This is a genomic window from Micromonospora sp. NPDC049139 (assembly GCF_055586845.1).
In genome coordinates, this window is the sequence record NZ_JBVJHK010000011.1 from 128,036 (window position 1) to 147,476 (window position 19,441).

At 68.7% G+C, this 19,441-nt stretch carries 9 protein-coding genes; 4 read left to right on the forward strand and 5 right to left on the reverse strand.

Annotated elements, in window-relative coordinates; translation table 11 throughout:
- Positions 1 to 69 precede the first annotated feature (69 nt).
- The 4 genes from ACZ6Q9_RS19825 to ACZ6Q9_RS19840 all read left to right on the forward strand — a co-directional run bounded on the left by ACZ6Q9_RS19825 (position 70) and on the right by ACZ6Q9_RS19840 (position 2,473).
- Entirely contained in the window at positions 70 to 648 is a 579-nt protein-coding gene (locus tag ACZ6Q9_RS19825) for a DsbA family protein (protein WP_396827278.1), read from the forward strand.
- Between the two features lie 178 nt (positions 649 to 826).
- The gene (locus tag ACZ6Q9_RS19830) at positions 827 to 1,531 is read left to right on the forward strand and encodes a VOC family protein (protein ID WP_396827280.1); all 705 of its coding nucleotides are present in this window, start codon (positions 827 to 829) and stop codon (positions 1,529 to 1,531) included.
- 187 nt (positions 1,532 to 1,718) lie between these two features.
- Entirely contained in the window at positions 1,719 to 2,150 is a 432-nt protein-coding gene (locus ACZ6Q9_RS19835) for a RusA family crossover junction endodeoxyribonuclease (RefSeq protein ID WP_393268124.1), read from the forward strand.
- Positions 2,151 to 2,197: 47 nt separating this feature from the next.
- Entirely contained in the window at positions 2,198 to 2,473 is a 276-nt protein-coding gene (locus ACZ6Q9_RS19840; protein WP_350684079.1) for a hypothetical protein, read from the forward strand.
- Between the two features lie 37 nt (positions 2,474 to 2,510).
- Here ACZ6Q9_RS19840 and ACZ6Q9_RS19845 read toward each other — a convergent pair whose 3' ends face one another.
- From ACZ6Q9_RS19845 to ACZ6Q9_RS19865, 5 genes are all read right to left on the reverse strand, one after another.
- A complete protein-coding gene (locus tag ACZ6Q9_RS19845; protein ID WP_396827283.1) occupies positions 2,511 to 4,406 on the reverse strand; it encodes an AfsR/SARP family transcriptional regulator in 1,896 nt (631 codons plus the stop codon).
- Positions 4,407 to 5,348: 942 nt separating this feature from the next.
- The gene (locus ACZ6Q9_RS19850) at positions 5,349 to 14,075 is read right to left on the reverse strand and encodes a golvesin C-terminal-like domain-containing protein (RefSeq protein WP_396827285.1); all 8,727 of its coding nucleotides are present in this window, start codon (positions 14,073 to 14,075) and stop codon (positions 5,349 to 5,351) included.
- A gap of 239 nt (positions 14,076 to 14,314) precedes the next feature.
- Complete coding sequence (locus ACZ6Q9_RS19855) at positions 14,315 to 15,118, reverse strand: L,D-transpeptidase family protein (RefSeq protein WP_393268121.1); 804 nt, start codon at positions 15,116 to 15,118, stop codon at positions 14,315 to 14,317.
- 494 nt (positions 15,119 to 15,612) lie between these two features.
- Positions 15,613 to 16,320: an HAD family hydrolase gene (locus ACZ6Q9_RS19860; RefSeq protein ID WP_357703915.1), complete on the reverse strand. Its 708-nt coding sequence runs from the start codon at positions 16,318 to 16,320 to the stop codon at positions 15,613 to 15,615.
- Between the two features lie 436 nt (positions 16,321 to 16,756).
- Positions 16,757 to 19,405 (reverse strand): MGH1-like glycoside hydrolase domain-containing protein, encoded by a 2,649-nt coding sequence (locus ACZ6Q9_RS19865; RefSeq protein ID WP_396827569.1) that lies wholly within the window; start codon positions 19,403 to 19,405, stop codon positions 16,757 to 16,759.
- Positions 19,406 to 19,441: the final 36 nt, after the last annotated feature.

Genomic DNA, 19,441 nt, shown 5'->3' on the forward strand with positions numbered 1-19,441 from the left:
CCGACAGGGGCTGGGTGTGGTGCGGATCACCGCCGTGCGGGTCCGCCGGGCCGCCCGTAGGCTCGGCCGATGGACGCCACCTTCTTCTTCGACCCCGCCTGCCCGTGGACCTGGCGCACGTCCCGGTGGCTCCTCGCCGTCGCCGACGCCCGCGGTCTGCACCTCGAGTGGCGGGCGTTCAGTCTGGCCATCCTCAACGAGGGGAACGTCGCGCCGCAGTTCGCCGAGGCGATGGCCGCCTCCAGCCGGGCGCTGCGGCTGGTGGAGGCGCTGCGCGCCGACGGCCGCCACGACGACGTCGCCCGGTTCTACGCCGAGGTCGGCGCGCGCAGCCACGACGCCGGCAACCCGCTGTCGCCGAAAATCGTGGACGCGGCCGTCGAGGCCACGGACCTCCAGGAGGCGGCGCCGGCCCTCGACGACGACCGCTGGGACGACGCGGTACGCGAGTCGCACGCGCTGGCGTACGCCTCCGCCGGCCCGGACGTCGGCTCACCCGTGCTGATGCTGCCCGGCGCCGAACGCGGCATCCACGGCCCGATCCTGACCGAGGTCCCCGGCACCGACGACGCCCTGACCATCTGGGACTCCCTGCTTCCCCTGATCCGAATGCCCGCCTTCCACGAAATCAAGCGCACCCGCCACTGACCCTCCCTCCTCCCGCCTCACCCCGTTGATCATGAAGTTGTTGGGGCGAATTGTCCGCTTCGTGGCCGCTAACTTCATGATCAACGGGGCGGGGCGGGGGTGGGGCGGCAGGGCGGACTGGTCGGCGGAGCGGGCGTGGCGGGGCGGGTCGGGCGGGGTGGGGCGGGATGATGGGGGCGTGATCGCGAGTTTCAAGGACCTCTGCCTGGACGCCGCCGACCCCCGCGAGACGGGGGGCTTCTGGGCGCGGGTGCTCGACGGCGACGCGGTGGACCTCGGCGACGGGGACACGCGGGTCGACCCCTGGGGGGCCCGGTCCGGGGCCGAGTCGATCTGGGTCAACCGGGTGCCCGAGCCGCGTACGGTCAAGACCCGCATACACCTGGACGTGCGCCTGACCGAGGCGGACCCGGCGGCGCTGCTGGCGGCCGGCGCCCGGCTGGTGCGCGAGCCGGACGCGGAGATCGGCTGGTGGGTGCTGGCCGACCCCGACGGCAACCTGTTCTGCGCGTTCCCGCCCCGCGAGGGCGCCCGACCCGGGCCGTTCGAGCTGATCGTCGACGCGGCCGACCCGGCAGCCCAGGCCGCCTGGTGGGCCGGGGTGACCGGCGGCAAGGTCGAGGCCGGCGACGCGGGCGCGGTCTCGGTCGTGGGCGCCGCCGGCTTCCCGTGGGACTGGTGGGTCTTCGACCCCGTGCCGGAGCGCAAGACGGTCAAGAACCGGATGCACTGGGACGTCGACCTGACCGACCCGGAGCCGACCGCGCTGCTCCGGGCCGGCGCGACGCTGCTGCGCGAGCCCGACGACGCGGTCCGCTGGTGGGTCCTGGCCGACCCCGAGGGCAACGAGTTCTGCGCCTTCGCACCGCGTCCCACCCAGTGAGCGGCGGAGCTACCGAGCGGCCGGCCGGTCGACTAACGTTTCCGTAGCTCCGCAGCCAGCGCGTTCGCCGCCGACGTCGACACGCCTCCGGCCGACCCCATCCTGTCCGATCGGTTGGTTCTCGCGGGAACTCCCCTGCACCGCTCCACCGGTTGGGCAGGATCGTCCCCAACGAGGAGGTGCCGTCGTGCAGGACACCCGCGCTCTCGCCCTGACGTTCGAGGTGAGCGGCCTGCCACCGGTCAAGACCGAGGCGCTGTCCATCTTCGCCGCCGGGCACCGGCAGGCGACGAGGGTCCGCGCCCTGCTCCTGGCGGCCTGCGAGGCGGCCCAGCGCACCGGCTGGACCCCGCTGTCGGGGCCGGTCGAGGTGGACCTCGTGCTGCGCTGCCCGCCGGGGCACCGCACCTCCGACGCCAGCACCCTGCTCGGCGGGGTGTGCGCGGTGCTCCAGGACAAGAAGCGGGTGGCCAGCATCGGCCTGGCGCACCTCGGCGTCCTCGTGGACGTCGCCCTCTACGACGACGACCGGCAGATCCGCCGGCTGTCGTACGTGGAGGAACCAGCCGACGAATTCTCGTACCAGGTGCGGGTCGCCGCCGTACCGAACGTGGTTTGACCGACGACCGTGGTGGGGTACCGCGGACGCCGACGAAGGGAGCGCCGATGTCGGAGCCACATGTCACGCTGGACCCTCGCGGGCTCGATCCCGTGCAGCAGAAGCTGCGCGGCCCGCTGGAGGACCAGCTGACCTCGGCGCTGCAGGCCGCGACGGAACGGGTCCGGGCCAGCTACGCCGGTGAGCCGGTCGAGCAGGTCTGCCAGCGGCTGCTCGACGAGACGCGCGGCGGCCTGCACCCCGACATCGCGGCCGGTTTCCAGCCAGACATGGACGAGTTCTGCCGGGTGGCGGTGGCAATCGTGCGCGGCGAGGTCTCCTGAGACTGCCTGCCGCTCGGCGGGCTTCCCGGCACGCTGCTCAGGCCGCGAACGGCTCAACCCTCCAACCCGTCAGCGGGTTCGCCGCGACGGTCGGCTCGGCGGCCATCTCGGCGGCGTACTCCCGGACCAACGCCGGCAGCCGGTGCCTCCCCTGCTCGTCCCGACAGACCAGGTGCGCGTCGGCCAGGTCGTCTAGGGCGCGGCGCATTCGCGCCGCGGAGATCCCGAGCTGCCGGGCGACCCGCTCAGGCTGGAGCAAGGCGTCAGGCGCCGCGCCCAGCAGCGCGAGGAGCCGCCCGGCCACCTCGTCGTCGGCGCGGACGGCGGCGACGACGGCGGCCAGGCTGGCCCGCACCGACAGATCGTCGTAGTCCAGCACGTCGAGCCGCTCCCGCCTGTCGGCGAGCTGACCGACCAGGGTGGCCACCGACAGCCCTGCACGGGCCGCCAGGCGCGTACTGGCGACGCGCAGGGCGAGCACCGACCCGGCGCAGAGGCGCACCAGCTCGCCGGTGGCCGCCGGATCGACGGCCAGCCGCTCCGGGCCGACGAGATCCGCCAGCAAGTCACGCGCGTCGTCGGCGGCGAGCGGGCGGAGCGTCACCCGCCGTACGCCGTCCAGGCTGGCCAACCGGCGCTGCGCGACCACGACCAGGCCTGGACCGGGGCCGGCCGGGAGCAGCGGTCGGACCTGGGAGGCGCGGGTGACCCCGTCCACCACCAGCAGGAGCCGCCGCCCTGCGACCAGCGACCGGTACCAGCCGGCTCGCTCGTCGGTGTGTCCGGGCACGTCGTCGGGCGCGACCCCGATCGCGCGCAGCACCCGGGCGAGCACCTCACCTGGGGTCACCGGGGCCCGGTTACGGAGGTCGACGAACACCTGCCCGTCGGGGAAGTCGGTGGCGACGGTGTGCGCGGCGCGTACCGCCAAGGCGGTCTTGCCGCTGCCGAACGCGCCGGCCACGACGACCGCGGCGGAGTTCGCACCGCGCAGGGCCGTGACCACCTCGGCGGTTTCCCGGCGCCGGCCGACGAAGGTGACCAGACCGGCCGGCAGCTCCCGGGGCACCACCCACCCGGCGCCTCCGAGGGGCCCGGCAGCCAGAAGCGGCGCTGGCGCGGCGACGGCCGCCGAAGGCGCTGGGACAACCGGAACAGCCGCCGTCGTGACCGGCGCGGGCGGCGGGGCGTACGTCAGCTCCGGCGCCCTGTCGAGCATCGCGCGGTGGAGGGTGGACAGCTCCTCGCCCGGCTCGATGCCGAGCTGCTCGTCCAGTATTGCCCGGGCGTCCTGGTAGACGGTGAGTGCCGCCGGGACGTCACCGCAGCGGTAGAGGGCCAACATGAGCTGCGCCCAGGCGCGCTCGCGCAGCGGGTGGGCCGCGAGGTGCCCGCGCAGCTCGGGCAGGAGGCGGCCGTGTTCACCGGCGGCCAGCCGCGCCCCGGCGAGTTCCTCGAAGACCTGGAGTCGCTGCTCATCGAGGCTGGCCCAACGGTTGTCCAGCGCAGTGCCCCGGGGCAGGCCGTCGCCGGACGCCCCGCGCCAGTGCGCCAGCGCGGCGGTGAGGGTGTCGACGGCGCTGGCCGGGTCGGCCGCGGCAAGCAGGCCCCGCCCCTCGCCCGCCAGCCGGTGGAACTCCGTCACGTCCAGCTCGTGCGGCGAGAGCCGCAGCTCGTACGCGTTGGGGCGGGCGACCAGCCGATCGCCCACCGCCCGCCGCAGCCCAGCGGCGTGGGAACGCAGATTCGCCACCGCCGAGGCGGGTGGCACGTCGGGCCAGACCATGTCGGCCAGCCGTGGCAACGAGACGGCGCGGTTGGCGTCCAGTGCCAGACCCGCGAGGACCGCGCGCCGCTTTGCCGCGCCGGGCGTGACGACCTGGTCGTCGACGCACAGCTCCACACTGCCCAGAAGCCGGATCTGAAGCTTCATCATGCCGCTCCCCCGTTGAACCTTGAGCGCGCTCAGGCTAAGTGGGGAGCTCCGGGTACAACAAGGTGCAAAGCGGGCAAACTCGGGTGACAAACGTCTATATTTTCGATAGCGTGTCGGCGTAACGACATGGAAGCAGGAGGCGCTGCCGAGCGAGCGTTCGATACGATCGGCGAAGCGACGAAGCAGCCCGTCCACACCAGGGGACGAGAGCCACACTTACCCAACACGGCCTTCAGCCCGTAGGCAATTTCGCCCCCATGCTCAGCGCCCGGTCCGATCAACGCAACGCCCTTACGTAGCTCCATTCGGATCAATTCGCATTGCTCCTTAGCGGATCGACCACGCCTCGCCGCCATTGTTCATGTATTTGATGGACAGGCCGGCAACTCTTCGCGCTGGAACAGCGTCCATCCTCAGAGTCGCAACCAGGCGGGAAACTTCATGGACGAATCCGCACGCAGAGGAGGCAACGACATACAACTCGGCCGGTTGGGTGAGCATTCACCCAACCGGCCGAGAGAGTCAGACCGTCATTTACCCCACTCCTCCCCCAATTGGCTGCCAAGCCGCAAGAACTGCTCCTCAGAAAGCTCCGGAACCACGTATCGGTTCATCCTGACATGGGCGAGAAAATCGTCAGGCAATAGCACGTGGTGCACTCCGACATAGTGGGACAGGTCCTGGCGCCACACCCATGTCCCGTCACTGATCCACGAGGAACATCCAGAGGACTCAGGATAGCCGTACTCATTCGTTATAACGTCCGGCGCCCCCTCCATGACCGGAATTATCAGGTGCCCCGACCGCAGGTAGTCAACAATTCGCAGTTCGTCTGGCTCCCCAACAGTTCTTACAGCATCGAAGATGCTGATGGCTTTAGGGTTCTTACTCTGCGGCTCCAGCTCACGAAAGAAACCTACTCTCTCTAGCAATCGACCCTCACCCTCTGACGATCGGCAGGAACAAGCGCCAGTATCCCCCATTGGCCACCTCGGTACCACCGCCGTAGACGCCTCGCGCCCTGTCGGTCGCACCACGGGTGGGAACACCGAGGAGGTTCGCCATTTCTTGCGCAAATCCGGAACTACCCGCATGGCAAACGAGGAGACGGCAGGTCTGCCCGCGGTAGGCAGGGTTGTTCCGGACGAGTTCTGCAATCTCATTCGCCCCAACCGGAACGCTGTCGATGACGGCATTACCATCTTTAGAGCCATGTGCGATGACGTCATGCTCGCCTTCGTTAACCAGATGACGGCCAGTCGCCCTCGTGGAACCGTCGGTTCCTACTGCCGTGTATGTACGGCCATACTCGGCTGGAATACCATTCTCGAATGGCTCAACCTTCTTCGGCTTTCCCATATAGGGGAGACCAGAAGATTTCGCAGCTTTGGCTCCCTTGACCGGGCTAGCAAGCCCGAGCAGGGCCAAACCGTTTTTTGTCCCGGCCTGCGCAACCCCCTTGACGTCTCCACTGGCCGCAGCCCGCACTCCGCCCCACCACGTCGACCCTATGTCGGAAGCCATGCTCCACGCCGCCTTGTAGGGCGCAGTCACCGTGTTGGCGAGAACGCCGCCACCTCGTTTAGCAGCACTTCCCCAGTCACCGCTCGCGGCGTCCTCCACCGCCTTCCCGGCTTCCGCATAATTGTCCCTGACGTAACCGAATCCGCCTTGAATCCCACCCCAAGTCGCGCTACCAAAATCCTTGATTCCGGCCCAGACACCACTGGCAGCGTCCGTTAGGAAGTTGTGTCCATCGATTTCGATGGCACTGATCGGGTTGCCGCCACCGAAGGCGTACCGGTTCCCGGTCCACGCGTCGAGGCCGAGGTTCATGTCGGCAAGGGCGCCGTTATAGCTGTCGCGGGACAGGAACCGGTTGAGGCTCGGACTGTAATCCCGGAAGCCCATGTCGTACGACTCGGAGTTCTGGTCCCACCGCTTCGAGTTGAAGCGGTAGGCGTTGTACGGCTCCTTCGTCGGATCGACGGCGTCCGGCTTGTCGATGCCGGTGAACTGGGCGTCGTCGTTCTTGCCGTAGGCCGTATAGCCGTAGGTCGCCTTCGCGTTGCCGGTCTCGTCGGTCAGTTGCTCGACGTCGGTGTGCGGGTTGTAGCCATAGTAGGCGTCCTCCTCGCTGCCGTCGTCCTTATGGGTGACCTGCGAGAGCCGCTGACCCCACGGCGAGTACTGGTACGACTTGGTGACCTCACCGGCCACCTCCTCGTTCAAGACCTCGCCTGATAAACCGAGGTAGTTGAACGTGGTGGTCTTCTCCTTGGTGCCGCCGACGTCCGTCGTCTTGGTCGTCGTCCGGTCCAGGGGGTCGTAGGTGTACCTCGTGGTCGACGTGCCCGTTTCAGTTTTTTTGCGGTTCTCGACGACATGGTCGAAGCCGTCGTAGGCGTTCCGTTCGATCACCTCACCGGCAGCGGTCACCGTGTCCAGGCGACCGAACGGATCGTAGTTGTACGAGGCGGTCAAGCCGCCGGTCGAGGCGGTCAGAAGGCGGTTACGGTCGTAGTTGTAGGTGGTCCTGACGTTCTTGATCGTCTGGTCGATGACGTTGTTGTTGGCGTCGTGCACGTAGGTTTCGGTGTCGGCGCCATGCCCGGTCTTGACCAGTTGGGACAGGCGGTCCCGCGGGTCGTATGTGTAGTCGCTGGTGGTGCTGAGGTACGCTGCGTGGTTGTCGGCGTTCATCTTCTTGGCGACGTCGCGGGTGCGGTTGCCGTTCAGGTCGTAGGTGTAGGTGTGCTCCGACACCAACGTCCCGTTCGGCTTTTTTTCGACTTGGGTCTTCAGCGCACCGTCGAGGTAGTACGTGTAGTCGACGGTGTTGCCGTTGCCCTTGGTCTCCGTCAGCTTCTCGCCACGGTCGGTGTACGTGAAGGTGGTGGTCTTCTTGTCGGCATCCCCAGCGGACTTGCCGATGACCACCGTCGACACCAGTTCGCGCGGGTCGTAGCCGTAGCTGGCGTACTGGCTGTCGTGGGTGGTGGTCTTCGGTGCGCTGTTCTCGTTGTAGGTGTAGGTGGTGTTGTTCTTGACCGTCCCCGACTTGCTCTCGGTGACCTTCTCTACCTGGCTCAGGCCGGTGTAGACGACCGAGTAGGTGTCGACCCGGGCATTGGGTGACGCGTCGGTGAGGGTTGTGAGGTTGCCGTTCGGGTCGTACCGGTAGATGTAGTCGACCTTCTCGTTGTCCGCCTCACCGGAGTTGTCCCGAACCAGCTTCACGGCGTCGGCGACGACCGTGCCGCCGGCCTGGTCGGACAGCGACACCTTGTGGCTGTTGCCCTCCGTGAAGCTGTACGAGCCGAGGCTCACCCAGGCACCGGTGTTGGCGGTCTGGTTGACCGTCTTCACCGTGTCGCCGCCGCCGTGGTTGACCGTGTACTTCGCGTCGGTGGCGGCGCCGGACACCTGCGGGTAGCGGGCGAACACCTCGTACGTGCCGGCCTGCGGCACGTTCACCTGCCAGGTGAAGGCGTTCGCGCCGGTACCCGCCGGGCGGGTGACGTAGTTGTGCCCGTACTTGTTCGTTGCCGAGGTGGCCGCGGTCCAGGTGCCGGTGGCAGTGGTGTTGTTGAAGTCGGAGTTGTCGACCAGCACGACCTGCTTGCCGATCGGCACGCCGTCGTCCGTACGGGATTTCAGCTTGCCGTCCGGGAAGTAGGACCAGGTCATGGTCCGGTTCGACGATCCGCCCGCCGACGTCACGGTCCGCGCGGTCTGGGCGCCCAGCTTGTCGTAGTCGTAGGACGTGACGATGTCCCACGGGTCGCTGCTGGTCTTGGTCAGGCCGTTGTCGAAGTAGCTGTAGGTCGTGTCGTTGCGGACCGACTCACCCGCCGACGGCGGCATGCTGACCTTCGCCAGCCGGCCCACGAAGTCGTACTCGTAGGTGGTGACGTCCGCCGTCTTGTAGCGAGCGTCGTCCTTGTCGTACGCCGTTCGGGTCTCCTTCGCCCGGTTCAGCTCGTCGTAGACGGTGACCGTAGCGAAGTCGTCCGGGTCGTCCGTGGTGGCCACGCCCCGCGGGCTGATCACCTTGGTCTGGTTGCCGACCTGGTCGTACTCGTACTTCATGGTGCGGTAGGTGATGGTGCCGGCGTCGTTCTTGTGCGGCACCTTGACCTCGCTCGGCATGCCCCGCGAGTCGAGGGTGACCTCGGTGGTGTTGCCGAGCTGGTCGGTCGTGGCCTTGACCAGACCGTCCCGGTCGTACGCGCTGGTCGTGAACTTGCCCAGCGCATCCGTGGTCTTGGTCAGCCGATGGGCCCAGTCGTACTCGTAGAGTGCGGTGTAGTCGTCAGTCGCGGCCGAGGCGTTCTTGACCGGGTCGATCACCTTGCGGACGTTGCCGACGTTGTCGTACTCATAGGTGATCTTGTGGCCCTCCGCGTTGGTGACGGAGGTGAGCTGGTAGATCTCGTCGTAGGCGTTGGTGGTGACGAAGTCGCCCTCCTCCGGCGACAGGTTGCCCTTCGGCTCGGTGGTGGTCAGCAGGTTGCCGACCTTGTCGTAGGTGAACGAGGTCCTCCGCTCCGGGTCACCCGTGACGTCGACCGGGGCCAGGCTGTAGGTCAGCTGGTCGGCCTTGTCGTAGACCGCCTTGCTGACGGCGCCGTTCGGGGCGTACGACTCGTAGACGTTGTCGTTCTCGTCGTACTTCGGAGCCGGGGTGACGATGAAGTCGCCGGCCGACTGGTCCTTCGGAATCCGGTTCTCCAGCGGGCGACCGAACGTGTCGTACGTCTGCGTGGTGTCCTTGCCGTAGGCGTCGGTGACCTTCAGGACGTTGCCGCGCACGTCGTAGACGAACGTCGTCGACTTGGTCTTCGCGTCGATGATCGTCTGCGGGTAGCCGTTTGGGTCGAACCTGTCGTTGACCGTGGTGTTGCCGTTGGCGTCGGTCGCCGTCAGCATCTGGCCCCACGCGTCGTACGTGTAGGAGGTCTTGTAGTCCTCCGGGTCCGACGTGGTGTTGCCCATCGGGTCGACCACCCAGGCGAGGTCACCATCGGGCTCGTACCCGAAGGTGTGCTTGCGCCCTTCCGGGCTGGTCTTCTCGGTGAGGTCGGCGACGTAGCCGTTGAGCTGGCGCTGGTAGGTCAGCACCGTGCCCGGCGTGCCGTTCTTGACCGCCTCGGCGTCCTTGGTCTCGGTCGGGTAGCCGGTCTTGGCGTCGTACGCCCAGGTGGAGACGGCGCCGTTGGCCTCCTCCAACCGTTCGACGTTGTGGTCGCCGTCCCAACCGAGCTTGGTGACCTCGTTCTTCGCATTGGTGACCTGCGTGGGCCGGCCGTAGCCGTCCATCTGGTACTGGCTGGCGTGATTCTCCGCGTCCGTCACCGTGGTGTGGATCGCATTCTCCTGCGGGCCGTCCGGGTCCACGTAGGCGAACTGCGTCAGGTGCCCGAGCCGGTCGGTGTACGACTTGGTGGTCCAGTGCCACTTCGGGTCGTCGCCGGCCTGCGGATAGTTGTAGACCAGCCCGGTGGCGTTGCCGCGCGGGTCGGTGACCTTGACCAATTTGACGTTCTTGTTCCCCTGCGTCATGTCGTAGGCGAACTTGAAGACCTTCTGGTCGCCCATGTTGCCGCTGGAACCGACACCGTCGATCAGCTCACCCAGCAGACCCTTGTCCGTGTAGGTGAAGGTGAGCTTGCGCCCCGAGATGTCGGTGATCTGCGAGACGTGGTCGATGATCTTCGGGTTGGTCAGGTTGGTCGCGGACTTCCGCGTCCAGTCCGTGTCGTCGATGTAGTCGAACGCCTTGCCCTTGGCGTAGTAGTCGATGGTCAGCGTTTGCCGGCCGGTCGGGTCGAGCAGGTACTTGAGGAACTTGGTCGGCTTGTTGTTGGACTTGCGCTCCTCGTACACGAAGCGCATTTCGTTGCCGTTGTTGTCCACCACGCTGGACAGGAAGCCCTCGCAGTCGTAGAAGAACTGCGTCCGGTCGGGCCGGGTCAGCACCCACGCCTTCGGCTCCTGCGTGTTGGGCTTGCAGTCGAGAGTGGTGACCTTCTGCAGGTGCAGGTGCACGCCCTTGGGGGCCTTCCACTCCCCCGCGGCGACGTCCCAGGTGAACCAGTGGCTGGTGCCGTCGCCGTCGGTCAGGGTGACCTTCGTCGGGTTCGGGTTGGGGTGGAAGTCCAGCGGCGTGCCCAGGCGCATCATCGACGACGCCTGCAGCGACCAGCCGTGGCCGGCGACGGTGTCGCTGGTGTCGAGGGAGTTGTACGCCAGCCGGACGAAGGTCGACAGGCCCCGCGACGGGTTGCTGAACGCGTTGTACGACCAGACCGTGTTGCCGGCGTACAGGTTGTTCATCAGGGTGCCACCGGCGCCCGTGTTCTTACCCGCGTACGAGTAGAACTTCTCCAGGCCGAGCTGGTCGGAGGTCGGCTCCTCCACCGCCACGTTCTGTGGCAACGGCTTGATCGGGGTGGTCTCCGAGAGCCACTTCCCGGTGATCTTGTTGCGCAGTTGCCACTGGAGGATGTACTCGGTGCGCTTGTTGCCTTCCGTAGACGACGGCGGCGTCTTCACCTGCGCGGTGACGTCGACCGTGCCACCCGGCGCCACATCCTTCGGGAGCGCGGTGCGCAGCTCAAAACTCTCGTCGGTGGCGTCGACCAGGGCGCCGGTCTCGTCCCGCCGCTTCCAGTCGTACGACAACTCCCAGTCGCTGGTGTTCCACGCCGCGAGCAATGGGTTCGACACGGTTATCGGGAGGCTGTACGTGGCGTTGGGCGTCAGCGTCTGCGGGGTCGAGGCGGCGTAGTAGGTAGACTCGGCGGTCTGCTCGAGGTAGGTGACCTCAAGCGTCGGCCGGAGCAGCCGCTCCGGAGCCTCCGAGCTGAGCATCATGACCCGCTGGTTGTCGGCCGCCTCGTTCTTGAACTTGAGCAGCAGCCCGAAGTTGTTGGCGGCGGGGTTGAGCACCCACTTGGCGGCTGCCTTTGTGACGTCCCAGGTCTCCCACTCCGGGTCGTTGGTGTACCCGTTGAAACCGGAGAGTGGGGTCGGGTCGTAGTTGCCGCCGCTCCACGACACGCCTGTCGAGGCTTGGTTCCAGGTAGCGGTGGTCTCGCTGAAGTTCTGCTTCAGCTCGTGCACGTCGACAGTGCCGCTGTCGGGGTCGTTCGGCCCGTAGTTGTAGGTGGTCCAGAGCCGCAACTGCGCATCGACGACCTTGGCGTTGCTGGGAATGCCCGAGAGGTTGGCGAACTTGATCAGGCCGCGGGTGTCACCGTAGACCGTGGAGTTGTTGCCAACCCCCACGTACGGGTCACCGTCGTAGACGCTGAGGTTCTGGTTCGGTACGAGAGAGCCGATATTGGTGTCGATCACGTCGCCGGCCGTGGCCCCGCGGCGGATGATCTTGGTGATCTGGCCCGCCTTCGGCAGCATCACCGGCTGGGTCGGACCGGCGATGAGCTGGCCGTCCCTGGTCTTGACCGCGATCATGTAGTAGTAGAACTTGCGGTCCATGGGGTTGGTGTTGTCCGCCGCTGTGGGCACCGCAGTGGTGTCCTGATGGGATCGTGCGGACTCCGACAGCGGCGCGATCAGGGTCGCTGCCGTGGGCGCGAAGACCTGGAACACGCTGCGGTGCACCTGGTACTCCACGACGTCGTCATTCGGCGAGGTGGACGGGTCGACGTAGCCGGGCCAGGTCAGAACGGCGCCGGTGGAGGTGACGGTCGTGGGCGGGTCCACCGCCACACCCGGACGACCCCAGGTCACGATCAGCCTCGGCAGGTTGAAGTCCCGCCGGTCGTTCATGTAGCGGTACTTGGACGCCTCGAAGATCGGGCCACCCCGCTGCTTCGTGGCCTCGTCCACCGCCTTGACCACAAAGCCGTGATTGGCCGTGCCGTTGAGCCACTGCTGCACGACGTCCCGTACGGCAAAGGAGTTCCAAGCACTCGAGACAGCGCGAGGCTTGTTGGACACGCCCCACCGCGTGAAGCGCACCGCGTCGGCGATCACGCTCTTGCCCGCGACGTCCTTGAGCACGACCTTGCCGGTGGTGCCGGCGTTGAACCGGTAGGTGCCCAACGTGGCCCAAGCGCCACGGCCCACGGGCGAGGCCTGGTTGACCGGCGGAGCGTTGACGGTGCCATTGGCGTGGGTGACGGCGTAGGTGACGCTCGTCCGGTCCGTTTCCCCGACGTAGTGCGCCTCGACCTTGTAGTCCCCGGTCTCCGTGATCGTCGGCGTCCAGGTGTGCGTGTCTCCGGCGACGGGGTCGCTGTTGTACCGGTAGTCGGACTTGACAGCCAGCGGGGTCAGCTCCGCGTTACCGGAGTAGCTCCAGGTACCACTCACCGAGGTGCCAGCGTCGCCGTCGTCGAGCTGCACCAGGTTGCCAGCCGCCGTCGATGTCATGTTGGCGTTCATGTTCTGCCAGGTCGCGGTCTCCTCGCTCCATGGCTCAGTGACGCGCCGGGCCTCCATCAGGACGTCGTACTCCCAGGCGGTGTGCGTCTGGTCGTAGTACATCTCCAGGCGCGCGTCGTCGACGGCGGTGCCCGGCGGGATGATGCTGGACTGCAGCGGGAACTTGATCAGGGACCGCCAGGCGTAGTCGTCCGTGCCGACCTTCAGCTGGTACGTGCCGCCCTGCGGAGTGGTCGCGGCGCCCTGGTAGATCTGGGTCTGCTGGGCGGCGTCCGGCACCGGGCGGATCTGGATGGTCGGGTCGATGACCACCGGGTATACGCGGGCCTTGTCGGCGAGCCAGCCGGCATCCGCGCTGAGCGTGATCGTCGACGTGGCGCCGGACCGGGTCACCCTCTGGGTGACCTTGTCGCTCCACACCTTGCCGTGTGGGGAGGCGCTGTCGTCCTTGTTGTCGTGCATGAACGGTGCCGGCATCACGAAGACCGGCTCGCCACCGTCGGGGCGGAGGAATGCGATAGAGCCGTCCGGGCGCTGCTGCGCGATGAGGCCGGCGGTGTCCAGCGTGAAGGTGTACGACACCGGCCCGCTGGGGGCCTTGCGCAGGACGATCTTCTCCTTGAGCGCGGTGGACGTGACGTCGTAGACGACGTCGGCCCCGCCAGCCAGGCCCGGGTAGGTGACGGTGGAGCCGGAGACCCTGGGCGTCACGCTCTTGGCAGCGCCGGTCAGGCCCAGCTCGATGCTGCGGCCGTCCTGCTCGAAGCGCACGAGGTCGTCGGAGCTGTCACCGAAGAGGCTGGTGAAGGAATTGGTCCGGTTGCCCTGGACGTATCCCTTGTCCTTGGTCGGGCGCACCGTGGTGTCGATCGGCTGGTAGCGACCCTTGGCGTCCTGGTAGTGCAGCGGCACGGCGGAGATCTCCGCCTGGGTCCGCCCGTCGGACAGCTGGTAGACACGGCTGTTCTCGGTGCGCTTGCCGGTGAGTTCCCTGACCCGTTTCTGCGGCGGCCAGGCCTTCGCCGGCGGCGCCTTCTCCTGCACCGCCAGTCCGGCGCTCACCACCTCCGGCTTCGCCGGGCGTGAGCCGCCGTCGACCAGCCCCTTTGCGGCGTCGCCGAGTCGGGACAGCAGGCCGTCGTCGTCTGCCGCGGTCGCGGTGCTCTCCGGCTCCCGCTCTGACAGGACCTGCGTCCCGCCCACACTGGCGGCCAACGCCACCACCAGGACCGCGATCAGCGGTCCTCTCACTTTCCTCTTCACCCGTCACCCTCCGATTAAGGGCCAATACGACGGGTAGAAGTTAGGAGTGGTTCATATACCGCCCGCTATCGTCCGGCTACTACGGCGACGACGGCAGCGGGTTCACCGAGGCCGGCTCTAACGGTGGCGACAGCCAGAGATCCCCCGGACCGTCATCCGCGACCAGCCGTGCCGGCACCTGGGCCGGCACGGCTGGAGGGTCCGCGAGTTCGGATAGAGGGCGAGCGTCAGTAGCGGTCGAGGTTCGCGTACGGGCTGATCACGATGCGCGGAGACAGCGCCGGGTTGAGCCACCGCAGGACGGCCACCAGGTTGGTGTGCGAGAGGCTGACACAGCCGGCGGTGGGGTTGCCGCCGCTGGTGCTGAACTCGTGCAGGAAGATGCCGCTGCCCGCGTACGGCACGGGCTTCGCCACGTTCGGCGGCATGTTGTAGGTGATCACCGCGAAGTGCGTGTACGCGGGCGTCTCCTGCCACAGCGCCTCGCTGTAGCCGCCCGGGTTGGTGGCGCTGTGCTGGAAGGTGTTGTAGAGCGACGACTCCGGGTTCTCGTTCCACCAGTCGCCGCTGACGAGGCGGTGGTACGGGTAGCGCACGCCCGGGTTGGCCCCGATGCCGTACATGGTCGGGCCGATCGAGTAGACCCCGGTCGGGGTGGTGGGCACCCCTTCCACGTGGTTGTCGCTGAAACCCTTCGACCCGATCCGGGCGGGCAGTGCGCCCGACACCCGCCGCCAGTGGCCCAGCACCTTGGCGTACGTCTCGAGGGTCGCGTAGGTGGTGGTGTAGCTGGCGCCGCCGACGACGATGACCTGCCGGCACTCCACCGGCAGCGTCCGCAGCTTGGCGGCGCGGTTGTTCGGGTCGACCCACATGCGCCGATCACTCGGATAGCGGGCCACGGTGGTCGTGGTGCTCCAGGCGTCCCGGGTTGCCGGGGCCACGGGGGCCGCGGAGGCGCGGGCCGCGGGGGCGACGACGGCGGACGCCGCCGCGCCGGCAGCGGCAATTAGGAGGTTTCTCCGGTTCATGCCGGACATCCTGGCAGCCGGCACACGTTCCCGTGGTCCCTTGGCATCACGGTTCCCTGACCCCTTGACGTCGAGCCGGGGTGGAGGGGGCGTATCCGCTGGGGGCGGGTCAGGACCGGGTCCGCAACTCCCCGATCCTGACCCCCAGCCGTCCGGCGTGGTAGCGGACATCACCGAATGAGCGCGCGGGCGTGGCACGCCGCCCACGCCGGGCTCACCACGGCGAGCCTGCCGCCTGCACTCAGCTCCACGGTGCCCAACTACCGGACTTCGGCGCGCCCCCGACTCACCCCGACGAGCCGTGAGCGCCGGATCAGGTTAGGCGCGCGTCCGCGGGCCGGACAAGGACGAACCGGGTCCGAGCGAGCGTGATTGATGTCAAGGTGAAAAAGCGGCATGTCGACGTAACGCGGCCCTGCGGGCCAGCGCTGTTCCCCGTCGAGGCGACCGCCGTGGCGCGGCCCTCGCGCCGCCGCCCGCGACCAGCGTACGGCTCAGAAGTGGAGCAGCAGTTCGGGGAACGCGGACAGCCGCAGCACGCCCCGGTCGGCCGGGTCCAGCTCGGCGTGCTCCAGCACCCAGGTGTTGTCGTTGGGGATGAACACGGCGTTCATGCCGGCGGCGCGGGCGGGCAGGATGTCGGACTTCGGGGAGTTGCCGATCATCCAGGCGACGGCCGGGTCGATGTCGTGCTCCCGGGTCAGCCACCGGTAGGTGTCGACGTCCTTCTCCGGCACGATGTGGGCGGCCCGGAAGTGGTGCAGCAGCCCGGAGGCGTCGAGCTTGCGCTGCTGGTCCTCGGGCTCGCCCTTGGTCAGCAGCAACAGCTCGTGCCGGCCGGCCAGGTCGTCCAGCGCCTCGGCCACCCCCGGCATCAGCTCCACCCGGTGATCGGCCAGCGCCGCCGCCAGACCCTCGATCTCGCGCCGCTCGGCCTCCGTGGCGGGCCGCTGGCGCAGCCGCTCCAGGCACTCGGCCAGGCTGCGCAGGAAGACCTTGCTGCCGTAGCCGTGCGCGACCGTGTTGGCCCGCTCGATGTCGTCCAGGATGGCGCGGGTCTCGGCGCGGTCGAGCGTGGGGTGGTCCAGCCACTCCAGGAAGTCGTCGATCACCCGCTCGAACAGGATGTTGTTCTCCCAGAGCGTGTCGTCGGCGTCGAAGACGAGCACCTGCCCGCCGCGCCGGCGCGTCGTGTCTGCCATGGCTTTCCTCCCGTTGACGGCCGGCGCCACGGTACTGCCCTCCGCCGGCCCGGTCATCCGGGTTCCGCCGGCCCGGCGCCCGTCACGCCGGTCGTGGCGGAGGGTCACGGGCCGGCGAGCAGCCTCGCCACGGCCATCTCCTCCCGCTGTTCCTGCGTCTCCGGGCGCAGCCGCCCGCCGCGGGTGAGCATGACCATGCCGTGCAGCAGGGCCCAGCCGTCACCACCCCCGGCCAGGCGCCGCGGTCGCTCCCGCCGGTGGCCCGGGCGGCGGCGAGCGCGGCGGCCAGGTCGGCGAAGCCACGCACCGCCACGGCGGACATGATCCCGCAACCCATGCCCCTGCGGGGCGGACACCCGGCGACGCGGTCCGCCCCGGCACCGGTGCCGCGAGCCCGGCCGGCCCGGTGACAGGCACCCGACGGGGCGCCGCCCGGTCAGCGGCGCAGGGTGAGGATCAGGTCGGCGACCAGCGCCGTCCAGCCGGTCTGGTGCCAGGCGCCCAGGCCCGCCCCGTTGTCGCCGTGGAAGTACTCCGGGAAGCAGATCAGGTCCCGCCAGTCCGGGTGGGTCTGGAAGAGCTGGGCGGCGCCGTAGATCGGGCGCCGGCCCCAGCCGTCGCGGGTGAACAGCGAGATCAGCCGCGCGGAGAGGTCGTCGGCGATCTCGTCGAGCGTCCGCTTCACCCCCGAGCGCGTCGGGTACTCCACCTGGAGGTCGTCGCCGAAGAACGCGGCGTAGTCGCGCAGCGCGCTGATCAGCAGGAAGTTCGTCGGCATCCAGATCGGGCCGCGCCAGTTGGAGTTGCCGCCGAACAGGCCGCTGGTCGACTCGGCCGGCTCGTAGCCGACGCTGAACTCCTGGCCGCCGAGGGTCACCGAGAACGGCTTGTCCAGGTGGGCCCGGGACAACGTCCGCAGGCCGTACTCGGAGAGGAACTCGTCGGGGTCGAGCATCCGGGCCAGCAGCGGGACGATCTGCTCCGGGCCGACCATGGACAGCAGCCGGTGCTGGCGGCCGTCCGGCCCGAGCCGCCGCGCGCCGATCACGTCGGCGTACTCGGGGCGGTTGGTGAGGAACCAGCGCAGCCGGGCGCCCAGTTCGGGCAGCCGGTGCAGGGTACGCGCGGTGAGCCGGGTGGTGGCGGCCAGCGGCAGCAGCCCCACCACCGAGCGGACCTTCAGCGGCACCTTCGTGCCGTCGGCGAGCCGCAGCACGTCGTAGAAGAACGCGTCCTCGTCGTCCCACAGGCCCTGCTCGTACGCGGCGGCCGCGATGTAGGCGAAGTGCTCGAAGAACTTGGTGGCGGTGTCGACCCAGGTGCGGTCGTGCTCGGCCAGCACGATCGCGATGTCGAGCAGGTTGAGGGCGTACATGGCCATCCAGCCGGTGCCGTCGGACTGCTCCAGCACCCCCGCCACGGGCAGCGCCGCCGAACGGTCGAACGGGCCGACGTTGTCCAGCCCGAGGAAGCCACCCTCGAAGACGTTGTTGCCGCCGGTGTCCTTGCGGTTGACCCACCAGGTGAAGTTGATCAGCATCTTGTGCATCGCCCGGGCCAGGAAGTCGTGGTCCCGGCTGCCGTCGATCTCGAACACCTTGAGCGCCGCCCAGGCGTGCACCGGCGGGTTCACGTCGCCGAACGCCCACTCGTACGCCGGGATCTGCCCGTTGGGGTGCAGGTACCACTCGCGGAGCAGGAGCAGCAGTTGCTCCTTGGCGAAGCCGGGGTCGACCCGGGCGATGCTGACGCAGTGGAAGGCCAGGTCCCAGGCCGCGTACCAGGGGTACTCCCACGGGTCCGGCATGGAGATCACGTCGAAGCTGCTCATGTGCCACCAGGCGCTGTTGCGCCCGTGCCGGCGACCGGGCGGCGGCGCGGACCCCGGATCGCCCTCCAGCCAGCGCTTGACGTCGAAGTGGTAGAACTGCTTGCCCCACATCAGCCCGGCGATCGCCTGCCGGGCGACCAGGGCCTCGTCCGGGGTCGCCGCGGCCGGGATCACGCCGGCGAAGAACCGGTTCGCCTCCGCCCGCCGGGTCCAGACCACCGCGTCGAAGCCGTCGCCGAGGTCCGCCGGCGGGGGCGGGGTGCCGCCCGGCGGCGGGGCGGTACGGGTCAGCCGCAGCCGGATCCGCCGCTGCGCGCCGGCCGGCACGTCCAGCACGTAGTGCAGCGCGCCCTTGGTGCCCTCCCGGGCCGGGTTGACCGTCGCGGCCCCGTCGACGACGTGGTCGTTGATGCCGTCCTTCGGGTAGCGGGACCGGCTGCGCAGCCCCCAGAGCCGCTCGGCGTTGCTGTCGTTGTCGCAGAGCAGCGGCGTGGGCTCGCCGTCGCCCTCCAGCAGCAGCTGGCCGAGCACCCGGTGCTCCCCCACCAGGCGCGACCCCTCGCCGACCAGCCGAGGCACCCGGTCGCAGCCGGGCAGCCCCCACGCCCAGGTGTTGCGGAACCAGAGGGTGGGCAGCACGTGCAGGGTGGCCGCCCGGTCGCCCCGGTTGGCGACCGTGACGACGACGCACATGTCCGTCGGGGTCGCCTTGGCGTAGTCGACGGTCACCGCCCAGTACCGGTCGTCGTCGAAGATGCCGGTGTCGACCAGCTCGTACTCGGTGTCGTCCCGGCCGCGCAGGGCGTTGACCGCGACCAGCTCGTCGTACGGGAAGGCGGCCTGCGGGTAGTGGTACCGCCAGCGCATCCACGAGTGGGTGGGCGTGGAGTCCTCGTACCACCAGTACTCCTTGGCGTCCTCCCCGTGGTTGCCGCCGTCGCCGCCGAGGCCGAACATCCGCTCCTTGAGGATCGGGTCCTTGCCGTTCCACAGGGCGAGGGCGAAGCAGAACGTCTGCCGGTCGTCGCAGACGCCGGCCATCCCGTCCTCGCTCCACCGGTAGGCTCGGGACCGCGCGTGGTCGTGCGGGAAGTAGTCCCAGGCCGTACCGTGCTCGCTGTAGTCCTCCCGTACCGTCCCCCACGCCCGTTCGGACAGATAGGGACCCCATGCGCGCCAGTCCTGCTCCCCGGCGTCGGCCTGAGCCAGCCGGAGCCGTTCGGGGTCGGGCGCGCGGTCGTCGGGGGGCGGCATGTCGGTGATCACTCGCACATCTTCGACGCCGCCGGG

Excerpts from the sequence above, each read along its gene's own strand:
- ACZ6Q9_RS19855 (WP_393268121.1), bottom strand. The coding sequence starts at position 15,118 with ATGAACCGGAGAAACCTCCTAATTGCCGCTGCCGGCGCGGCGGCGTCC.
- ACZ6Q9_RS19845 (WP_396827283.1), bottom strand. The coding sequence starts at position 4,406 with ATGAAGCTTCAGATCCGGCTTCTGGGCAGTGTGGAGCTGTGCGTCGAC.
- ACZ6Q9_RS19840 (WP_350684079.1), top strand. The coding sequence starts at position 2,198 with ATGTCGGAGCCACATGTCACGCTGGACCCTCGCGGGCTCGATCCCGTG.
- ACZ6Q9_RS19825 (WP_396827278.1), top strand. The coding sequence starts at position 70 with ATGGACGCCACCTTCTTCTTCGACCCCGCCTGCCCGTGGACCTGGCGC.
- ACZ6Q9_RS19865 (WP_396827569.1), bottom strand. The coding sequence starts at position 19,405 with ATGCCGCCCCCCGACGACCGCGCGCCCGACCCCGAACGGCTCCGGCTG.
- ACZ6Q9_RS19860 (WP_357703915.1), bottom strand. The coding sequence starts at position 16,320 with ATGGCAGACACGACGCGCCGGCGCGGCGGGCAGGTGCTCGTCTTCGAC.